Below are 18,946 nucleotides of genomic sequence, written 5' to 3'. Positions count from 1 at the left end.
TCAACCCGATCAAGGAACGATGGGTTTGTCGGCACCACGAAAGGCGTCGGGTGGGGCGGGCGAGCGGATCGGTCGATCCTGGTCTCGCCGGCTGTCCCTAAGGGAAACGGACGGCCGCATGCAGACCCGGCAAGTGTACTCGCGTTTGGCGCGCTGCACAAAATTCCGTCACCGCAGTTGTGGTAACGGCCATCTGTTTCATATGCAACCACTGTTGCTTCAGGCCGTACAATCTCCCGATCAGCCACAGCACAGGATGGTCATGAAGCTAGGTTCCTTGAAGGACGGCGGCCGCGACGGCAGCCTGATCGTGGTTTCGCGCGATCTGCGCACCGCCGTGCGCGCCACCGGCATCGCGCCCACGCTGCAGCGCGCGCTGGAAGACTGGAGCAACGTCGCGCCGCGCCTGAACGCCTTATCGGCCTCGCTCAACGACGGCAGTGCCGACGGGGTCTTCGACCTGGAGATGCAGGCTTTGGCGGCCCCGCTGCCACGCGCCTACGAATTCGTCGACGGCAGCGCCTACCTGCCGCATGTGGAACGGGTACGTCGCGCGCGCAATGCCGACGTGCCGGAAAGCTTCTACACCGACCCGTTGATGTACCAGGCCACCAGCGCCGGCTTCTACGGCCCGCGCGACGGCATCAAGGTGATCAGCGAGGACTACGGCATCGACCTGGAAGCGGAGATTGTGGTCATCACCGACGATGTGCCGATGGGCGCCTCGCCCGAGCAGGCGACCGCGCATATCCAGTTAGTGGGGCTGGTCAACGATGTCTCGCTGCGCAACCTGATTCCGGCCGAACTCGCCAAGGGCTTTGGTTTCGTGCAATCCAAGCCGCGTTCGGCGCTGTCGCCGGTGTTCGTCACCCCCGACGAGCTGGACGATGCCTGGCGCGACAACAAGGTGCATCTGCCGCTGGTGACGCACATCAACGGCGCCTGGTTCGGCGCTCCCGAAGCCGGCAACGACATGCAGTTCGATTTCGCCCAGCTGATCGCCCACGCCGCCAAGACCCGTCCGTTGTCGGCCGGCACGATCGTGGGCTCGGGCACCATCGCCAATCAGGACACCACGCTGGGCGCCTCGTGTTTTGCCGAACAGCGCGTGATCGAGACCCTGCGCGACGGCAAGCCGAGCACGCCATTCATGGCGTTCGGCGACGTGGTGCGGATCGAGATGTTCGATGCCAGCGGCGTCAGCATCTTCGGCGCGATCGAACAGCGCGTTGAGCGGCAGCCGCTGCCATGACCGGTTGCTCACCTTCCATGAGCGTCTGCAGTCAGGCTGGCGTATGAGCGCGCCCTATCGCGTGCGCATTGGGCTGGACATAAAGGCGCTGGCGTACGTCACGCACCCGGTGCATCTGGTGCGCGATGGCGGCGAGCAGCATGCCGCCGCGTACGCGCAGCTCAATCCACAGCAGTTGGTTCCGACGCTGCGCCACGGCGCAGTGGTGGTTCCGCAGTCGCTGGCGATCCTGGAGTATCTGGAAGAAGCGTTTCCATACAGTGCGCGGCTGCTGCCGGCAGCACCGTCCGAACGCGCCCGTGTGCGCGCACTTGCCCAAGCCATCGCCTGCGATGTGCACCTGCTCAATAACCTGCGCGTGATGCAGTTGCTCGAGCGCGAGTGGCAACGCGATGCCGCGCAGCGCCTGCACTGGATGCAGCACTGGATGCAGCAAGGGTTTGCGGCGCTGGAACTGCAGCTGGCCAACGAACCGTACACCGCAAGCTTCTGCCATGGCGACACGCCGGGCTTGGCCGATTGCGTGTTGATTCCGCAGCTCTATAACGCGCGCCGGTTCGAAGTAGATCTTGCGCCTTATCCCACCCTGCAGCGTATTGAACAGGCCTGCCTGGCACTGCCGGCGTTCGATGCCGCGCGGCCGGAAATGCAGATTGATGCAGTGGTGTGAGGCGGAGGGTAAGAGAGGGTAGGTAGGACCCTCTCCTCTGTGCTGCGGGCAGCTTCACCGGTGCTGCGATAGCAAACGCGGATTGTGCGCCGTTCTTTAAAGTCGCGGTCAGCCCGGCGCTAGGTCTGTCATCAACATAGAACTGGCACTCGCCTCAAGGCAGGCTTTGAAGGCACGCAAGACGCGTTTGCCTCCCTTCCTCCGCGATCGCAAGAAGGGGGATGCGGTAGCGGATAAAGGCAAGTCGCGATCGCTGCGCGACCGGACGCATCCATCAATACGTCAATCGATCAGTACCAACGCGGTCAGTCGCTGGCCGGAACCAGCGACAAGGCCGCTTAAATAAACCCGTGGCTGATCTTCGGCGCAGCCGGCGTTTCGTAATCCGCGTACGGGTCGTGCTCGCCGGAGCCGTCTTCGGAGAGACGGAACTTCAGCGCCAGGCCGTCGCGCGAGTCGGCGGCACGCAGCGCTTCTTCCTGCTCGATTTCGCCCGACTTCACCATGCGGAACAGGCACTGGTCGAAGGTCTGCATGCCTTCTTCCAGCGACTCTTCCATCGCCTGCTTGACCTCGTGCACCTGGCCGCGGCGTAGCAGGTCGCGGATCATCGGCGTATTGAGCAGTACTTCGGTGGCCGGGCGGCGACGGCCGTCCAGGCCCTTGACCAGACGCTGGGAGATGACCGCGCGCAGGTTGAGCGCCAGGTTCATCAGCACGTTATTGTGCGCGCTTTCCGGGAAGAAATTGAGGATACGCTCGATGGTCTGGTCGGCATTGTTGGAGTGCAGCGTGGCCAGGCACAGGTGGCCGGTTTCGGCGAAGGCGATCGCTGCCTCCATGGTCTCGGCGTCCAGGATCTCGCCGATCAGGATCACGTCCGGCGCCTCGCGCATCGCATTCTTCAGCGCGCTCTGGAAAGCATGGGTATCCAGGCCCACCTCGCGCTGGTTCACGATCGACATCTTGTGCTTGTGCAGATATTCGATCGGGTCCTCGATGGTGAGGATGTGCCCGGTGGTTGTGCTGTTGCGGTGGTCGATCATCGCGGCAAGCGAGGTCGACTTGCCCGAGCCGGTCGAGCCCACCACCAGCACCAGCCCGCGCGGGGCCATGATGATGTCCTTGAGCACCTGTGGCAGGTGGAGCTCTTCGATGCTGGGGATCCGGCTGCGAATGGCACGGATCACCATGCCTACCTCACCGCGCTGTTTGAACGCGTTCACGCGGAAGCGGCCGGCGTCGGGCAGGGCGATGGCAATGTTGAGTTCGAGTTCGCGCTCGAACTGCGGCACCTGGCCCTCGTCCATCAGTGAGTAAGCGATTTTCTTGACCATCCCCGGCGGCAATCCCGTATTGCCGAGCGGGTAAAGCTTGCCTTCGATCTTGATGTGCACCGGCGCGCCGGTGGTCAAGAACATGTCCGAGGCATTCTTTTCGGTCATCAGCTTCAGGAAGTAGCCGATATCCATGCGCAATGGTTCCCCAACAAACAGCAGCGTCTCGTTGCAAGTCCGCCGCAGGCTTCCGACAATGGCCGTGCTCGAGACTTCTCGCTACGGCTCCCCTAATGACGGCTAGCTTCGCATACTTGCGGCGATCCCTGTATGGCATCGCCTGTTTCATCGTTCTTTCCTCTCCGGCCGCCGCCCAGGTGGCACCGGAGCTCACCGCTGCCGAACAGGCCGTGCAACGCGCCACGCAGGCCGATGCCGACCAATACGCCCCGGATCTGGTCAACCTGGCACGCCAGGAACTGATGCAGGCCCAGCAGGCGCAACTTGACAAGCGCCAGCGCAAGCAGGTGCCCCAGATCGCTTTACGCGCAGCTGCCGACGCCGATCTGGCCAAGGCACGCAGCGAAGAGGCGGTGGTCACCGCCCAACTGGAACAGCGCAAGAAGGAAGTGGCGCAGTTGCAGAGCACACTCAACACCGGGGAGAGCGGCCGATGAAACTGCGCCCACTGCTCTATCTCGGTGTCTTGAGCCTGGCTGCGTTGCCGCCGCTGGCGATGGCGGCCAAGGACGACCCGCAGGCCGACGCGCTCAACCGGCGTCTGGCCGCGCTGCAAAACGATCCGCAAACCAACGAGCTGGCCCGCTTCGAACGGCTGCAGGCGCAGCAGAGCGTCGCTGCGCTGGCCGAAGCCAAGCGGCGCGACCGCGACGAGCTGGTGTTTCTGGCCGATCGCCGGGTCGAGATCGCCGAACTCACTGCCCGTACCGCGCTGGCACGGCGTGAGCTGGACCGGCTGGAAGGTACGCGCAACGACTTGCTGATCGAAGCCAGTCGCCGCGACGCTGCGCGTGCGCGCCAGGAGGCAGAACGTCTGCGCGTGCAGGCGCAGATCCAGACCGAGGCCGCCGAGCAGGCACGCCAGTCCGCCGAACAGGAGGCGCTTGCCCGGCAGGACGCCGAGCTGGCGCTGACCAGCGTGGCCGGTAGGCAGACCGCCAAGCTCAACGCGGCCCAGCAGAAGGCAGTACAGCTGGCGCATGAGGAAGCCGAGCTGGTGGCCGGGGCCAAGTTGCCGGCTGCCAAGTTCGACAGCCGTGGCGAAGTGTTCTCGCTGGGCAGTGGCGCCTTCGGTGGCAAGGCGGCGCTGTCCGGCGATGCCGCCGGGCAGGCCAAGGCCTTGGCCGAATATCTGAACATCGGCAAGAAGGGCCGGGTCAGCATCGTCGGGTTCGACAACGACGCAGCCACCGCGAAGAAGCGTGCCGAAGCACTACGCGATGCCTTGGTGGCGGGCGGGGTGGCGGCCTCGCGGCTGCAGGTCACCGGTACCAAAGGCGCGGCCAACAAGACCCGTGCGGCCGAGGTCGTTGTCGCGCCCTGACGGCAAGTGATTGGAAGTTAAAGCCTTTTAACCGGGGCATGACGCTTGGTTGAACCGCAGTCACCAATTGCGACAATGAACGGCAAATGTGGCTGTTTCGGTCTTGAACCCCCTCCGCGACCGGCGTAGGGTCGTATCTCCGGGCAGCAACTCCGCTGCCCGGGAAGTACGGAGGGCCGCGCCAGTGACGCAAAGGCACGCAACAATGCAAGAGGGTGGAGTGGTTGTTGCTGGTTCCGCCCGTGTGTCTGCCTGTGCAACGCGTTGGTCTTCCATTTCCAAGCTCCGCCCCGTGCCTTTGCTGGCCGGGGCGTTCTTGTTTCAGTGAAGGAGGTAACGCCATGTTCGAAGGGCAACCGCAGACCGAAATCGACGCATTGATGAAGTCCGATCCCCAGTTCAAGCAGCTCTACCAACGTCACAAGCTGTTGAACAAGAAATGCATGGATGCCGAACTCGGGGTGCTCCCGATCGACGACGTCACCTTGGGCCAGATGAAGCGCGAGAAGTTGCAGGCCAAAGAAAAGCTCACCCGGATGTACGACCAGCTCACGCACTGATCCTTCCCCACCGTTAGAACAAGTTCACCGCCGCGGGCGGTGGCGGCCTCCTCGTCGGCTTGCCACCGTCCGCGTCTTTAGTTTGCAGTGCTGCGTTTCCGGTCCAGTGGCACGTTTGCGCAGTGGTTGAGCTTGTTCGTTTCATCGGCCTGCATGATCGTTTCAAGGCTGAATGCGCATTCCCCAGCTGTTCGTCGGATAATGACCGGCCCAGCCCGTGTGGCGCAGCGACGATATGCCGATGGCGATTCATTCCTCCGTACTCGAACTGATTGGCAACACGCCGATCGTCAAGGCCCAGCGCCTGGACACCGGCGTCTGCGAGCTGTTCCTCAAGCTGGAGGCGAGTAATCCTGGCGGATCGATCAAGGACCGCATCGGTCTGTCGATGATCGAAGCGGCCGAGCAGCGCGGCGATCTCACGCCCGGCGCCACCCTGGTGGAGGGCACCGCCGGCAACACCGGTCTGGGCTTGGCCCTGGTGGCGCAGCAGAAGGGCTACCAGTTGATCCTGGTGGTGCCGGACAAGATGAGCCGCGAGAAGATCTTCAATCTCAAGGCCATGGGCGCCAACGTGGTGCTGACCCGCTCGGATGTGGCCAAGGGCCACCCGGAGTACTACCAGGACCTGGCCGCCAAGATCGCTGCCGAAACGCCGGGGGCCTACTTCATCAACCAGTTCGGCAACCCGGACAACCCGGCCGCGCACGAATTCGGCACCGGCCCGGAGATCCTGGCGCAGATGGACGGCCAGCTGGACGCCATCGTGTTCGGCTGCGGCAGCTCCGGCACCATGACTGGCCTGTCGCGCGCCTTCGCCAGCGCCTCGCCGCACACCGAACTGGTGCTGGCCGACCCGGTCGGCTCGATCCTGACCCAGTACATCGAAGAAGGCACGGTCAGCGAAAAGTCGGGCAGCTGGCTGGTCGAAGGCATCGGCGAAGACTTCTTGCCGGACATCTCCGACTTTTCGCGCGTCAAGAAGGCCTATTCCATCAGCGATGCGGAAAGCTTCCACACCGCGCGCGAATTGCTGGCCAAAGAGGGCGTCCTCGGCGGCTCGTCCACCGGCACCTTGCTGGCCGCGGCGCTGAAGTATTGCCGCGAGCAGACCACGCCCAAGCGCGTGCTGGTGTTCGTCTGCGATACCGGCAACAAGTATCTGTCGAAGATGTACAACGACTACTGGATGCTCGACAACGGCTTTTTGGAGCGCCCGCAATACGGCGATCTGCGCGACCTGATCCTTCGCCCGTACAACAAGCGCGACACCGTGGTGGTGGGCCCGAAGGATCTGCTGACCACCGCCTACCAGCGCATGAAACTGTACGATGTGTCGCAGCTGCCGGTGATCGACGATGGCGAATTGGTCGGCATCGTCGACGAGAGCGACGTGCTGCTGCATGTCTATGGCGACGAGGCGCGCTTCCGCGACCCGATCTCCACCGCCATGGTGAGCAAGCTGGATCGTCTGGACGTCGCATCGCCCATCGAAGCGCTGTTGCCGGTGTTCGACCGCGGCCAGGTCGCCATCGTCATGAACGGCAAGCAGTTTCTTGGCCTGATCACCCGCATCGACCTGCTCAACTACCTGCGCCGTCGCGTGCAGTGAATCCCGTGCAGCCGCGCGTTTCGATGAGACGCGCGGCACGGGCCATTCAGACCCGCTTGTTACAATCGCCCACTTTTTCCGGGAACCTCCATGTCCAACCGCACCACTCATAGCCATGACGGCGATCGCGCGCTGTCGCTTGCAACGCTGGCGATCCATGGAGGGCAGTCGCCGGATCCCAGCACCGGCGCAGTGATGCCGCCGATCTACGCCACGTCCACGTATGCGCAATCCAGCCCCGGCGAACACCAGGGATTTGAGTATTCGCGCACACATAACCCGACGCGGTTCGCCTACGAGCGCTGCGTGGCCGCACTGGAAGGCGGCACGCGCGCGTTCGCGTTCGCCTCCGGCATGGCTGCCACTTCCACCGTGATGGAGTTGCTGGATGCCGGCAGCCACGTGGTGGCGATGGACGATCTGTACGGCGGCACCTTCCGCCTGTTCGAGCGCGTGCGCCGTCGCACCGCCGGCCTGGATTTCAGTTTCGTCGACCTGACCGACCCGGCCGCGTTTAAGGCGGCGATCCGCGCAGACACCAAGATGGTGTGGATCGAAACGCCGACCAACCCGATGCTCAAGCTGGTCGACATCGCCGCCATTGCGGTGATCGCGCGCAAGCATGGCCTGTTGACCGTGGTCGACAACACCTTTGCCTCGCCGATGCTGCAGCGCCCGCTCAGCCTGGGCGCCGACCTCGTCGTGCACTCGGCCACCAAGTACCTCAACGGCCACTCGGACATGGTGGGCGGCATTGCGGTGGTGGGCGACAACGCCGAGCTCGCCGAGCAGATGGCGTTCCTGCAGAACTCCATCGGTGGCGTGCAAGGCCCGTTCGACAGCTTCCTCGCGCTACGCGGATTGAAGACCTTGCCGCTGCGCATGCGCGCGCACTGCGAAAATGCCCTGGCGCTGGCGCAATGGCTGGAAACGCACCCCGCCATCGAAAAGGTGATCTACCCCGGCCTGGCCTCGCACCCGCAGCATGTGCTCGCGAAACGCCAGATGTCCGGCTTCGGCGGCATCGTCTCCATCGTCCTCAAGGGCGGCTTCGACGCAGCCAAGCGTTTCTGCGAGAAGACCGAGCTGTTCACCCTGGCCGAATCGCTCGGTGGTGTTGAAAGCCTGGTGAACCATCCCGCCGTCATGACGCACGCCTCCATCCCCGTTGCCCGCCGCGAGCAGCTCGGCATCAGCGATGCGCTGGTGCGGTTGAGCGTGGGAATCGAGGATCTTGGGGATTTGCGTGGGGATTTGGAGCGGGCGTTGGTGAATCAAAATTGAGGCGTTTATTGTTATATGGTGCTGTATCTGTTGCTGGAGGTAGTTTGTGCTAAAGAATTTTTCAAATACAAGGCCTACTACGATACCGCGGGGAACCAGTAATTGGCCGCTAGAGCGAGTGGCCACGGATGCTGGGGAACTTTGGTTTCCGGTAGCAGACCAAGTGATGCGCGAGTATGCGCGCAATAGTGGTCGCTGGGATCCGCATGTCGGTCAGGTCCTTCTGGAGTGTTGTGCAAGCCATAAGGACGGCTTATTCATCGATATTGGCGCTAACGTCGGTTATTTCTCGTGCCTGTTGTCTAAGCACTTTCCGAGTCTGAAGACGTATGCCTTCGAGCCGCAACCGCTTATTCACGACGTTCTTGCGCTCAATGCTTGGACTTATGGTGCCCGCATCCAGCTCCATTCATGCGCGCTTGGATCCAGTCGTGGGACAGTGGCGCTGGAAACAGCGGTTAATAATCTAGGTGACACCCGTGGTGTAGAAGGAAATTTTGCGAGTACTGTGGCGCCTCTCATTAGCCTGGATGAGCTATATCCTGATCTGAACGCGAGTATTGTAAAAATTGATGTGCAGGGTGCCGAACTAGACGTGATACGTGGAATGGTTGGCGTCATTCGTCGATCGCCAAGTATCAGGATTGTTGTAGAGTTCGGGCCCGATCTCGCCGTTGCTGAGCATTTTGCGCCCGATATGGTGTTGGATGTTTATCGATCACTTGGCTTTCGTATTTTGCTTATTAGAAATGGGCAGTTGAACGAGGCAAGCAACGCGGAAATTCTGCGCTATTGCAGTTCCGCCGGTCCCATGGCGCAAGCAGATTTGTTGCTGCTACGTGCTTGATGCAAGATAAAATACAAATACAGGAAATTCGAAAATGGAGAAGGCAGTAATTGTTACCGGTGGAGCCGGCTTCATCGGATGCGCGCTATCTGGCCAGCTCAAAGCATTTGGTCTGCCAGTAGTTGCGATCGATAATCTTCATCCACAGATTCATGCTGAGTCCAAGCGACCAGAGGTGCTTGACGAGGCGGCGCACCTGCACATTGGCGACGTTACCGAAGAAAACACCTGGGGCCAAGTGCTCGAAAATTGGCAGCCGACCATTGTCGTCCACTTGGCTGCGGAGACAGGGACCGGTCAGTCATTGACCGAGGCCACTCGTCATGCACACGTAAACGTGGTAGGCACCACCGCAATGCTAGATGCGTTTTCCGCACGCAAACTAGTTCCTGAACATGTTTTGCTTGCGTCTAGCCGAGCTGTTTACGGTGAAGGTGCATGGTTGGATGCAAATGGCACAACCTTTTATCCACCGCCACGTTCGCATGAAGTGCTGGCGCGTTCACAGTGGAATCCACTATCGCCGTCTGGTAGGGGGGCTGCTTCCCCGTTGTCGCACCGTGCGGATACTGTTTTTCCTAATCCCACTAGCGTATATGGAGCAACTAAGCTTGCTCAAGAACATATTCTTGCTGCGTGGTGTGGCGCCATGCAGGTTCCGCTGTCGGTATTCCGGCTTCAGAATGTCTATGGCCCCGGCCAATCGCCATTCAATTCATACACGGGTATTATCACGCTGTTTCATCGTATGGCGCGGAAAGCCCAGACGCTAGAAATTTATGAGGATGGCGAAATCGGGCGTGATTTCGTCTTTATCGATGATGTAGTAGTCGCCTTGATGGCAGGTCTGCGTCAGCCACCCGCTGGCTTGCGTACGCTAGATGTTGGTAGCGGCGTCGTTACTACGATCGCCGAGGCTGCAAAGTCGATCGCTGCTATGCACGGTGCGCCGGATCCGCAAATCAGCGGGAAATTTCGTGATGGCGATGTGCGCTGGGCGGTAGCGGATGGTGCTCCTCTCGAACAGTCTCTTGGTGTGCAGGCTCGTATAAATTTTCAGGAAGGCGCCAATCGTGTCGGCGAGTGGCTGATCGCTCGGGGCTATGCATGAATTCGTTTGACGAGAAAACGCAAAAAGAAGAGGTGGGCGTTGTCTCTGTGGCTGCGATGACTGGTGCTCCACGGGATTGGATAGACTCAGTGCGGTCATTGTTGGAACTGAGAGGCAGCTGCGAGTGTGAAATCGTTGCTTGGGACAATGTCAGTGCTTCCCGCGATTTTAACGGCAGTAAGGCGCGGATCAGCGCGGCTTGGACATTGTCGGCAGCCGTTACCGCTATCATCAGCGAACGCTCCTCAATAGAAGCTATTTTGATCGCTGTTTCGCCTGTTGTAGTGCCGGTGGAACTCCTAGATCGAGCATTAGAATGGATGCAGAATGACCAGCGTATTGGGACCGTTTCGTTTCTATCCAATGCTGCTGGTGCACTGAGTTTTCCGCATCGCAATTCGCCGACTCCCTATGGGATTCCTGGAATGGATGAGTCTGGTGTCTGTAGAACGCTTCGTGATGCGTCGCCTGACAGTGGCCCGGTATCACTACAGGTTCCAGTAGGTGCAGTGGTGTTGGTCAATGCGCGCGTAATCAGAGCCGTCGGTGGATTCGATCCGGAAAGCGACTCCAATCCTTCAGAATCCTTAGCCGAGTTCGCTCTAAGGACAGCACGACGTGGTTTTAGGCACGTGCTTGATGCGGGCTCTTACGTTACTACACAGTGGAGCAGCGTCGGAGCCCCAACTGAAGCAAGTGATGACCCTCGATCGCGACAGCGCTTACATGCGCATGACGGCTCTTTTCCTGCATTGCACGATCATCTACGTTCGTCAAAAGTAGGCGCTTTGGCAATCGCGCTGGATGTCGCACGTAGCAAGATTCAAGGGTTACGCGTTCTGATTGATGGTTCCTGCTTGGGTCCGATGGAGATGGGAACACAGGTGCAAACATTGGCGCTAGTTCGCTCACTGCTAAAGCGTGACGATATTAGTCGGGTGGTGCTTGCTGTGCCTAATGGAATATTACCCGCATATGCGCGTGACCTACTTCTGCAATCAAAACTGACTATCTGCGATGCCACTGATCTAATGTTTCATGGAGCTGAACAGGTCGATATTTTGCATCGTCCTTTCCAGCCAGATCGGCAGATTCCCTGGGAGCGTTGGCGTCAACTGTCCAAACGCATTGTTGTTACCTTGCAGGATCTTATTGCCTATCGCGTCGGCAGCTATCATGAGACAGGTCAACGTTGGCTAGAATATCGGAGGAACATCGAAATCGCCGCAGGTCGTTCTGACGCTATCGTGGCGATCTCTGATGATACTTCCGAGTCGATCATTGATGAGCGTTTGGCGGTTGAGCTCCAGCGAATTTATGTGGTGAAGAACGGCGGTGACCACCTGACTGATACAGATGTGGAGAAAGTGCCTCCGGCACTCGTCGAAAAGGGGCTGGTTGCCGCGCAGTTTTTGTTGGTACTGGGTGCGAGCTATAGCCATAAGAATCGTGACCTGGCTATCCTGGCTTGGAAAGAGTTGCGTCGACGCGGCCACAATATCGCCTTAGTTATGGCTGGTGCAGTGGTCGCCAAGGGAAGCTCTCGGCAAGAAGAAGCAGTCGCCCGCTGGGGCGCTGACGAAGAGCAACTTGTAATAATGCCAGATGTAAGTAGTGCGGTCAGGAACTGGTTATTGCGGCATGCCAGCATCGTGTTGTATCCAACCTCAGCGGAAGGCTTCGGCCTCGTCCCGTTTGAGGCTGCTTCTATGGGAACCCCAACGGCGCATGTGAGCTTCGGCCCACTTAGGGAGCTAATAGATTCGCCAGAACTTCCTCAGGATTGGGATCCGTTGCGCATGGCGGATCATTGCCAGCAGTTATTGCAAGATCCCCAGTTGGCCGGAAAAAATATCAAGCGTGTCCTTGCTAGCGGTGGGCGCCTCGTTTGGAGTGCGACTGCAGCCGATCTGACCGTGGCGTACCGTCAAACGCTTGCGTCCGCGCCGCGAAACTAATATTTCCAGAGGTTTAAAATATGAATACGACTGACCTTGATCAAATATCGCTTGAACAAGCACTCATTGACTTCGAAGTAGCCAATGCACGCGTGATGGACCTCACTTCGCGTCTGACCTCTATGAGTCGGGAGCTGATCCAGACTCGATCGGAATTGGAGCGCTTACGTATCGGTGCAGCGCCCATTTCGTACTCAGTCACCAATTTTGAGGGCTACGACGATGTCCATAATCGTTATGCGCAGATACGTGCATCGCGTTTGGTGAAGTTTGCTTCGATGTTTAGCAGTAAGCTGCGTCGGTGTCTGTAATGGACCGTCCTCGTATTCTTCATTGCATCACGGTGTATAACGGGCGGGCATTCGTACCTGCCGCAATCAAAAGTGCGCTGCGCCTAGATCAGCAGGAAGCACAAATAGATGTATTAGTCCTGGATGACGCGAGTCCCGAGCCCGGCTGGAGTGAGGAGCTGTCTGCGTTCTGTAAGGAGCGTGGCGTAATGTATTACTGTACTCCTCGCAACCTCGGTATCCCGCGCAATGTCAGTCTAGGAATGCTGACGGCTGTTAAGCGAGGTTACGACTATGTCGTTATTAGTAATTCAGATGTTCTCAGATCGTCCCTCCGACTGAGCCTGACTGAGGCAATAGCTCCATCAACCATGCGAGCTCCTCTTCGTTGAATGCCGGGAAATCATCCGCTGCCCCTGCGAAGGGGGCCGCATCTTGTTCCCACATCACGGTGCTGGACGCTGCCAGGTCGGCAGCGATGGGCGTACCAGGATCCGGGAGGCCGCCCCCGATCCTGGTACGCGGGCGTTTTACCCTCCAGCTGAGGGGCAAATGCAGCGCATCGCGCTGTTCGGGAACGCGCACCTCGAAAGATTGCTGTGCGGAGGGGCCGGTGACAGCACGATCCGATCGGGACCGTTTACGGCTGCTTGCCCCTGTCTGATCTCCCTCGTGCATTGGGCTAGGCGCATCAAGGTCACGCTCCAGCGAATCGGCGAATGCATGCAAAGACGCCTGATCCGGTGTTTGAGCTGAAGTAGGGGACGGTTTGGCCCTTTTCATCCCTGATGCCTGGAGGATACGGTCCCAACGCTGCGAGGCTGGGGGGAGCGTTCCGTAGCGGGCTTCGAATTCGGTGACGCCCACTCTGCGAAAGAGCTGTACCAAGCCGTGCCTGCTCATCTCGAACTGCGTCATGGCGTCATCGAATGCTTGCGCTGGGTGGGAGTGGCTCTGGAAAAAACCAAGCACGCGAACCACGTGCGCGAGGTCGGGAACGCGATGGGACGTGCGTTCGGGAATGCGGCGATTGATTCTTCTGATCAATTCCGGCGCGTGCGGCAATCCCTTTTTCACTGCATCCAGGGCAGGACGTCCGCCGAGGCAGGCCAAGGCGACGAGGTGGTCGTTGGTCAACGCGGCCAACGCCGGATCAGGGCGAGATAACTGGGCAACAATGCTCTCCAGCGCCTGCTTGCCGCCATTGCTGGCGATGGCCACCACCTGGTTCGGGGTCAGGCCATGGTCCTGGCACAGCACCGGCAACAGCCGCTGCACCGTCTCCAGCGCCTGCTTGCCGCCACTATTGCTGGCGATGGCCACCACCTGGTTCGGGGTCAGGCCATGGTCCTGGCACAGCACCGGCAACAGCCGCTGCACCGTCTCCAGCGCCTGCTTGCCGCCATTGCTGGCGATGGCCACCACCTTGTCCAGGGTCAGGCCATGGGCCTGGCACAGCACCGGCAACAGCCGCTGCACCGTCTCCAGCGCCTGCTTGCCGCCATCGTGGCTGGCGATGGCCACGACCTGGTCCGGGGTCAGGCCATGGGCCTGGCACAGCACCGGCAACAGCCGCTGCACCGTCTCCAGCGCCTGTTTGCCGCCATCGTGGCTGGCGATGGCCACCACCTGGTCCAGGGTCAGGCCATGGTCCTGGCACAGCACCGGCAACAGCCGCTGCACCGTCTCCAGCGCCTGCTTGCCGCCAATATTGCTGGCGATGGCCACCACCTGGTCCGGGGTCAGGCCATGGTCCTGGCATAGCACCGGCAACAGCCGCTGCACCGTCTCCAGCGCCTGCTTGCCGCCAATATTGCTGGCGATGGCCACCACTTGGTTCGGGGTCAGGCCATGGTCCTGGCACAGCACCGGCAACAGCCGCTGCACCGTCTCCAGCGCCTGCTTGCCGCCACTATTACTGGCGATGGCCACCACTTGGTCCGGGGTCAGGCCATGAGCCTGGCACAGCACCGGCAACAGCCGCTGCACCGTCTCCAGCGCCTGCTTGCCGCCATTGCTGGCGATGGCCACGACCTGGTCCGGGGTCAGGCCATGGTCCTGGCACAGCACCGGCAACAGCCGTTGCACCGTCTCCAGCGCCTGCTTGCCGCCAATATTGCTGGCGATGGCCACCACCTGGTTCGGGGTCAGGCCATGGGCCTGGCACAGCACCGGCAACAGCCGCTGCACCGTCTCCAGCGCCTGCTTGCCGCCATCGTGGCTGGCGATGGCCACGACCTGGTCTGGGGTCAGGCCATGGTCCTGGCACAGCACCGGCAACAGCCGCTGCACCGTCTCCAGCGCCTGCTTGCCGCCGCCATGGCTGGCGATGGCCACCACCTGGTCCGGGGTCAGGCCATGGTCCTGGCACAGCACCGGCAACAGCCGCTGCACCGTCTCCAGCGCCTGCTTGCCGCCACTATTGCTGGCGATGGCCACCACCTGGTCCGGGGTCAGGCCATGGTCCTGGCACAGCACCGGCAACAGCCGCTGCACCGTCTCCAGCGCCTGCTTGCCGCCAATATTGCTGGCGATGGCCACCACTTGGTCCGGGGTCAGGCCATGGTCCTGGCACAGCACCGGCAACAGCCGCTGCACCGTCTCCAGCGCCTGCTTGCCGCCATCGTGGCTGGCGATGGCCACCACCTGGTCCGGGGTCAGGCCATGGTCCTGGCACAGCACCGGCAACAGCCGCTGCACCGTCTCCAGCGCCTGCTTGCCGCCGTTATTGTTGGCGATGGCCACCACCTGGTCCGGGGTCAGGGCATGGGTCTGGCACAGCACCGGCAACAGCCGCTGCAGCGTCTCCAGCGCCTGCTTGCCGCCGTTATTGTTGGCGATGGCCACCACCTGGTCCGGACTCAGGCCATGGTCCTGGCACAGCACCGGCAACAGCCGCTGCACCGTCTCCAGCGCCTGCTTGCCGCCGTTATTGTTGGCGATGGCCACCACTTGGTCCGGGGTCAGGCCATGGGCCTGGCACAGCACCGGCAACAGCCGTTGCACCGTCTCCAGCGCCTGCTTGCCGCCGTTATTGCTGGCGATAGCCACCACCTGGTCCGGGGTCAGGCCATGGGCCTGGCACAGCACCGGCAACAGCCGCTGCACCGTCTCCAGCGCCTGCTTGCCGCCGTTATTGCTGGCGATGGCCACCACCTGGGCCGGGGTCAGGCCATGGGCCTGGCACAGCACCGGCAACAGCCGCTGCACCGTCTCCAGCGCCTGCTTGCCGCCAATATTGCTGGCGATGGCCACCACCTGGTCCGGGGTCAGGCCATGGTCCTGGCACAGCACCGGCAACAGCCGCTGCACCGTCTCCAGCGCCTGCTTGCCGCCATGGCTGGCGATGGCCACGACCTGGTCCGGGGTCAGGCCATGGTCCTGGCACAGTACCGGCAACAGCCGCTGTACCGTCTCCAGCGCCTGGTTGCCGCCAATATTGCTGGCGATGGCCACCACTTGGTCCGGGGTCAGGTTCAGGGGGGCACCCGTCAGTGCATTGCGCCATGCATGCACTGCCTGCACTGCGGTCACGCCGCCACGTTTTGCAATCTTGAGAAGTTGGCCTGTGTCCAACTGTAACGGCGGACCTCTCAACTCCCTCGCCTCCGTGAGCAAGGCCTCCAGGGCGCGTGCGCCGGACCACTGTTTGCCGACGCCAACGATGTCTTCGTGTGTCGCCTCTGGCAACGCCCTGATTATGTCCTGATACGTGACAGCAACGGTCCCTAACGCTGCCGGGTGTTGGCTGAGCGCAACGATGTGCGCGTGTGTAAACCCATGGCCCACCAGTGCCTCGTGGTGCTGCGCCACTGTCGAACGCACCTTCGGTTTGATCTTCTCTTGCTGCTGCTGACTGTAGCCGAGCGTGCGTAGATCCACCTGCGCGGCCGGCGAAGCGTCGGAGGGTTGCGCCGCACGCCGTCGCGGGGCCGGCTTGGCGCGCGGCGGCCGCGCGGCAGTGACAGCGACACGCACGGTGGGTGGCGGGTCATCGGCTGCACGCAGACCCGATTGCACCTCATCGCACTCTGCTGGGGCAGCCGCTGTATGCGGCGTGCCGACGGCAGGCATCGAATCAAGAAGCGATGTATCAAGAAGCGACGGATCGAACTGACGGAGCAGATCGCTGAAGCTGCCCGCCGAGAACGCAGGCGAGGGCGCAGGGGGAGATGGCAGCCGGGTCCGGGACATCGTCCGCCGAGCGGGCAAGCCATCCAGGGGGCCGCCAGCAGGCGGAGCCCCCCCCCGATCTGCAGTCGGCTGAACCCTATCCGGTTGGGGGCCGGGCAGAAGCTCGCGGGCAGGACTTGGCGTGCGCGAACGAATGGGATCCATTGTACCCCCGAGACTTAATGGGACAGATGTTGCGAGCGTCCCGTCAAAATAATGTGGGTTCGGTGACTGCTTGGTCGAACAACGTTTCTCTATATTCGTTGCCTAACGAAGATCCTAATCGTTATCTGCATGATCAGAATGTAGTTGACTGGATGCATGCTACTTTGGCAGGTCATTTCGGTGACGCGGTTATGGATATCCCCGCAGGTATTTCTTTTTGTATCTTGATTTCTACTGATGTTGTTCGCAAGGTGGGAATCATGGATCCCTGCTTCGGGCGTGGCTATTGCGAGGAGACCGATTGGAGCCTACGTAGCCTTGCAGCCGGCTATCGGATTGCGTTGGCTCCTGGGACTTATGTTTTTCATCACGGACGTGGATCGAATTTGGATGCAGGTCTGGTTTCCTCGAATGCAACGACCGTGCCTGCAAATGAAGCCATCATCGACCTTCGCTATCCTCAATTTCGCAATCAGGTAGAAGCGTTTGTGCACTCAGGCGTGCTTTCGCGCGCGCATGATGATGCAATCTCTCATATTGTGCGGAGTGCTGGTAAACAATTTGGCTATTCGATAGACGTGGGTTGGATTGGGCGCGACCGGACTAACGAAGACGAAGTTAATATTTTGCTATCACCAAACGGTGCTAATGATCATATACAGGCGGTATTCAGAGGCTTCAGGCTCGATATGCAGGTGAGTCGCCGGAACCTGGGACAGGAGATCCGCAAGTTTTTCGGTCAAGACCCAACTGCCGTCAATTTGTATGATTCTGGCGCTCTCGCTACCGCGTTGAAGTCTGAATTCGCCAATGTTACTAACACCCGAACCAGTAATTATCCTGAGCGAGTATAGATACTATGGCTCAGTCTGAGTTGGCTCACCGCAGTAATAATTTTGATTTTATTCGCATTGTTGCCGCTACCAGCGTGCTGGTGAGCCATCATTTTGCTTTGGCCAAGCTGCCAGAACCACTGGTACTTCAATTCCAGACCTTGGGTGGTTATGGGGTCTTTATTTTCTTTTCGATTAGTGGTTTTTTAGTTGCGCAGAGTTGGCAGCGTGATCCTAGTCTTGTCCGTTTCACTTATCGGCGATTGCTTCGTATCTGGCCGGGTATGCTTTGCGTCCTTATTTTGTGTGCATTTTTACTCGGGCCAGCTGTTACGACGCTTTCTCTTAAGGAATACTTCTTAAATGAGTTAACTTGGACTTATTTCAAAACCATGCTGTTTCAAGTGCAGCCATTTTTGCAAGGTGTGTTTCCAGATAGTGCGGTTCCTTATATTCCCAACGGGGTGCTTTGGACTATTCCAATAGAGGTGCATTGCTATGGCTACCTCGCCATTCTAGGAGTAATTGGTGTATTGCGCTGGCGCTGGGTGCTTCTAGCTGCCACGGCAGCCTTAGCTGTTTATTACTATGGCTATCATGACGCTGAAAATGTATTCCGGGCTGGTGGTGGAAGAGTACATGAAATAGAATTCGCCACTTTCTTCTTCTCTGGTGTTCTCTTGCACTACTTTCGCGAGATATGGTCGAGTTGGAATCGAATTATTCCAAGTTTTTTGGTGGTTATGACAGCATTTTTGCTGCTTTTTCAAAACGACCATCAGTTGATCGCGGTCTTCTTGTTTACGCCTTTCTTCTTTGTAGTCTTGGGGAACTTGTCTTTTCCAATTATGAGAAGATTCGGCCGCTTCGGTGACATGTCCTACGGTATTTACATTTATGCTTTCCCAGTGCAGCAAACTCTATTTTGGCTTTGGGGTGAAAGTATTTCGTTTAATACAAGCCTCGCGCTAGCACTCACGATTACTGGGCTATTGGCCTGGATTTCTTGGCATCTTATCGAGCAGCCTGCCTTGCGGCTAAAGCCACGTACTCCAAAAAGGATTATGGCCGGTGAGTAATTGCGTCTTCCATTAGTTCCACTGTGTTACAAATAATCGTATCTTTGTGCCACTATTGGAAGACCTTCAGGCCGCGTGGGAGAGCTGTGTTGAATAGGTCACTGGAAGTGCGTTTTGAACAGTACGGGGAAGTAGTTGCTGCCGCCCTGTCCCATGCGGATCGCAAACAGCCCGCACACTGGTACCTGAAAGGGTTGCTACTGCCTGGAGGGCGCAAGAGCGTGGAGCCCATGGCCGCGCGGGTGCACCCGCAGAACGTGCGCTCAGCCCA

The 18,946-nt window shown here is 59.8% G+C and carries 17 protein-coding genes; 15 read left to right on the top strand and 2 right to left on the bottom strand.

The window, feature by feature from the left end; translation table 11 throughout:
* Window positions 1-193 precede the first annotated feature (193 nt).
* Entirely contained in the window at window positions 194-1,252 is a 1,059-nt protein-coding gene (locus WJW29_RS05220) for a fumarylacetoacetate hydrolase family protein (RefSeq protein WP_027703597.1), read from the top strand.
* Between the two features lie 43 nt (window positions 1,253-1,295).
* On the top strand, window positions 1,296-1,922 hold the full coding sequence (gene maiA / locus WJW29_RS05215; protein WP_042464484.1) for a maleylacetoacetate isomerase: 627 nt from the start codon (window positions 1,296-1,298) through the stop codon (window positions 1,920-1,922).
* A gap of 338 nt (window positions 1,923-2,260) precedes the next feature.
* On the opposite strand, the gene WJW29_RS05210 is transcribed toward maiA, so the two are convergent.
* Window positions 2,261-3,394 carry a PilT/PilU family type 4a pilus ATPase gene (locus WJW29_RS05210; RefSeq protein WP_011407601.1) on the bottom strand — a complete coding sequence of 378 codons (1,134 nt, stop codon included), beginning with the start codon at window positions 3,392-3,394 and terminating at the stop codon, window positions 2,261-2,263.
* A 98-nt stretch (window positions 3,395-3,492) separates the two neighbouring features.
* Between WJW29_RS05210 and WJW29_RS05205 the strand changes: the two genes are divergently transcribed.
* The 10 genes from WJW29_RS05205 to WJW29_RS05160 all read left to right on the top strand — a co-directional run bounded on the left by WJW29_RS05205 (window position 3,493) and on the right by WJW29_RS05160 (window position 12,817).
* Window positions 3,493-3,876 (top strand): DUF4398 domain-containing protein, encoded by a 384-nt coding sequence (locus tag WJW29_RS05205; RefSeq protein ID WP_011407602.1) that lies wholly within the window; start codon window positions 3,493-3,495, stop codon window positions 3,874-3,876.
* Window positions 3,873-4,763 carry a membrane protein gene (locus WJW29_RS05200; protein ID WP_011257662.1) on the top strand — a complete coding sequence of 297 codons (891 nt, stop codon included), beginning with the start codon at window positions 3,873-3,875 and terminating at the stop codon, window positions 4,761-4,763. The genes WJW29_RS05205 and WJW29_RS05200 overlap by 4 nt, the downstream gene beginning before the upstream one ends.
* A 341-nt stretch (window positions 4,764-5,104) precedes the next feature.
* A complete protein-coding gene (locus WJW29_RS05195; protein ID WP_003484103.1) occupies window positions 5,105-5,323 on the top strand; it encodes a YdcH family protein in 219 nt (72 codons plus the stop codon).
* Window positions 5,324-5,564: 241 nt separating this feature from the next.
* On the top strand, window positions 5,565-6,935 hold the full coding sequence (locus WJW29_RS05190; RefSeq protein WP_011407603.1) for a pyridoxal-phosphate dependent enzyme: 1,371 nt from the start codon (window positions 5,565-5,567) through the stop codon (window positions 6,933-6,935).
* 90 nt (window positions 6,936-7,025) lie between these two features.
* Complete coding sequence (locus tag WJW29_RS05185) at window positions 7,026-8,219, top strand: cystathionine gamma-synthase (RefSeq protein WP_011257665.1); 1,194 nt, start codon at window positions 7,026-7,028, stop codon at window positions 8,217-8,219.
* Between the two features lie 166 nt (window positions 8,220-8,385).
* Window positions 8,386-9,066 carry an FkbM family methyltransferase gene (locus WJW29_RS05180; protein ID WP_230455386.1) on the top strand — a complete coding sequence of 227 codons (681 nt, stop codon included), beginning with the start codon at window positions 8,386-8,388 and terminating at the stop codon, window positions 9,064-9,066.
* A 34-nt stretch (window positions 9,067-9,100) separates the two neighbouring features.
* Window positions 9,101-10,177, top strand: a complete 1,077-nt coding sequence (locus WJW29_RS05175; RefSeq protein ID WP_011407605.1) for an SDR family oxidoreductase — start codon at window positions 9,101-9,103, stop codon at window positions 10,175-10,177.
* Entirely contained in the window at window positions 10,174-12,135 is a 1,962-nt protein-coding gene (locus WJW29_RS05170) for a glycosyltransferase (protein ID WP_228329681.1), read from the top strand. Before WJW29_RS05175 ends, WJW29_RS05170 begins: the two co-directional genes overlap by 4 nt.
* 20 nt (window positions 12,136-12,155) lie before the next feature.
* A complete protein-coding gene (locus WJW29_RS05165; protein ID WP_024744691.1) occupies window positions 12,156-12,446 on the top strand; it encodes a hypothetical protein in 291 nt (96 codons plus the stop codon).
* Complete coding sequence (locus WJW29_RS05160) at window positions 12,446-12,817, top strand: glycosyltransferase (RefSeq protein ID WP_341898084.1); 372 nt, start codon at window positions 12,446-12,448, stop codon at window positions 12,815-12,817. The genes WJW29_RS05165 and WJW29_RS05160 overlap by 1 nt, the downstream gene beginning before the upstream one ends.
* Here the strand turns inward: WJW29_RS05160 and avrBs3 are convergent.
* Window positions 12,747-16,763, bottom strand: a complete 4,017-nt coding sequence (gene avrBs3 / locus WJW29_RS05155; RefSeq protein WP_118886833.1) for a type III secretion system effector avirulence protein AvrBs3 — start codon at window positions 16,761-16,763, stop codon at window positions 12,747-12,749. The genes WJW29_RS05160 and avrBs3 overlap by 71 nt on opposite strands.
* Window positions 16,764-16,780: 17 nt before the next feature.
* Here avrBs3 and WJW29_RS05150 point away from each other — a divergent pair, with 17 nt between their 5' ends.
* From WJW29_RS05150 to WJW29_RS05140, 3 genes are all read left to right on the top strand, one after another.
* Window positions 16,781-17,617: a glycosyltransferase family 2 protein gene (locus WJW29_RS05150; RefSeq protein ID WP_341898076.1), complete on the top strand. Its 837-nt coding sequence runs from the start codon at window positions 16,781-16,783 to the stop codon at window positions 17,615-17,617.
* Window positions 17,618-17,622: 5 nt separating this feature from the next.
* Complete coding sequence (locus WJW29_RS05145) at window positions 17,623-18,675, top strand: acyltransferase (protein WP_011257669.1); 1,053 nt, start codon at window positions 17,623-17,625, stop codon at window positions 18,673-18,675.
* An 86-nt stretch (window positions 18,676-18,761) separates the two neighbouring features.
* Window positions 18,762-18,946, top strand: a 185-nt coding sequence (locus WJW29_RS05140; RefSeq protein WP_146772423.1) for a transposase, incomplete at its 3' end; no start/stop codon positions are given.

The sequence above is a fragment of the Xanthomonas sp. JL1 genome (assembly GCF_038405005.1).
The sequence above is the reverse complement of the archived record's forward strand: the minus strand, read 5'-3'. Positions and strand labels throughout refer to the sequence as shown.

Excerpts from the sequence above, each read along its gene's own strand:
- maiA (WP_042464484.1), top strand. The coding sequence starts at position 1,296 with ATGAGCGCGCCCTATCGCGTGCGCATTGGGCTGGACATAAAGGCGCTG.
- WJW29_RS05210 (WP_011407601.1), bottom strand. The coding sequence starts at position 3,394 with ATGGATATCGGCTACTTCCTGAAGCTGATGACCGAAAAGAATGCCTCG.
- WJW29_RS05205 (WP_011407602.1), top strand. The coding sequence starts at position 3,493 with ATGACGGCTAGCTTCGCATACTTGCGGCGATCCCTGTATGGCATCGCC.
- WJW29_RS05200 (WP_011257662.1), top strand. The coding sequence starts at position 3,873 with ATGAAACTGCGCCCACTGCTCTATCTCGGTGTCTTGAGCCTGGCTGCG.
- WJW29_RS05195 (WP_003484103.1), top strand. The coding sequence starts at position 5,105 with ATGTTCGAAGGGCAACCGCAGACCGAAATCGACGCATTGATGAAGTCC.
- WJW29_RS05190 (WP_011407603.1), top strand. The coding sequence starts at position 5,565 with ATGGCGATTCATTCCTCCGTACTCGAACTGATTGGCAACACGCCGATC.
- WJW29_RS05185 (WP_011257665.1), top strand. The coding sequence starts at position 7,026 with ATGTCCAACCGCACCACTCATAGCCATGACGGCGATCGCGCGCTGTCG.
- WJW29_RS05180 (WP_230455386.1), top strand. The coding sequence starts at position 8,386 with ATGCGCGAGTATGCGCGCAATAGTGGTCGCTGGGATCCGCATGTCGGT.
- WJW29_RS05175 (WP_011407605.1), top strand. The coding sequence starts at position 9,101 with ATGGAGAAGGCAGTAATTGTTACCGGTGGAGCCGGCTTCATCGGATGC.
- WJW29_RS05170 (WP_228329681.1), top strand. The coding sequence starts at position 10,174 with ATGAATTCGTTTGACGAGAAAACGCAAAAAGAAGAGGTGGGCGTTGTC.
- WJW29_RS05165 (WP_024744691.1), top strand. The coding sequence starts at position 12,156 with ATGAATACGACTGACCTTGATCAAATATCGCTTGAACAAGCACTCATT.
- WJW29_RS05160 (WP_341898084.1), top strand. The coding sequence starts at position 12,446 with ATGGACCGTCCTCGTATTCTTCATTGCATCACGGTGTATAACGGGCGG.
- avrBs3 (WP_118886833.1), bottom strand. The coding sequence starts at position 16,763 with ATGGATCCCATTCGTTCGCGCACGCCAAGTCCTGCCCGCGAGCTTCTG.
- WJW29_RS05150 (WP_341898076.1), top strand. The coding sequence starts at position 16,781 with ATGGGACAGATGTTGCGAGCGTCCCGTCAAAATAATGTGGGTTCGGTG.
- WJW29_RS05145 (WP_011257669.1), top strand. The coding sequence starts at position 17,623 with ATGGCTCAGTCTGAGTTGGCTCACCGCAGTAATAATTTTGATTTTATT.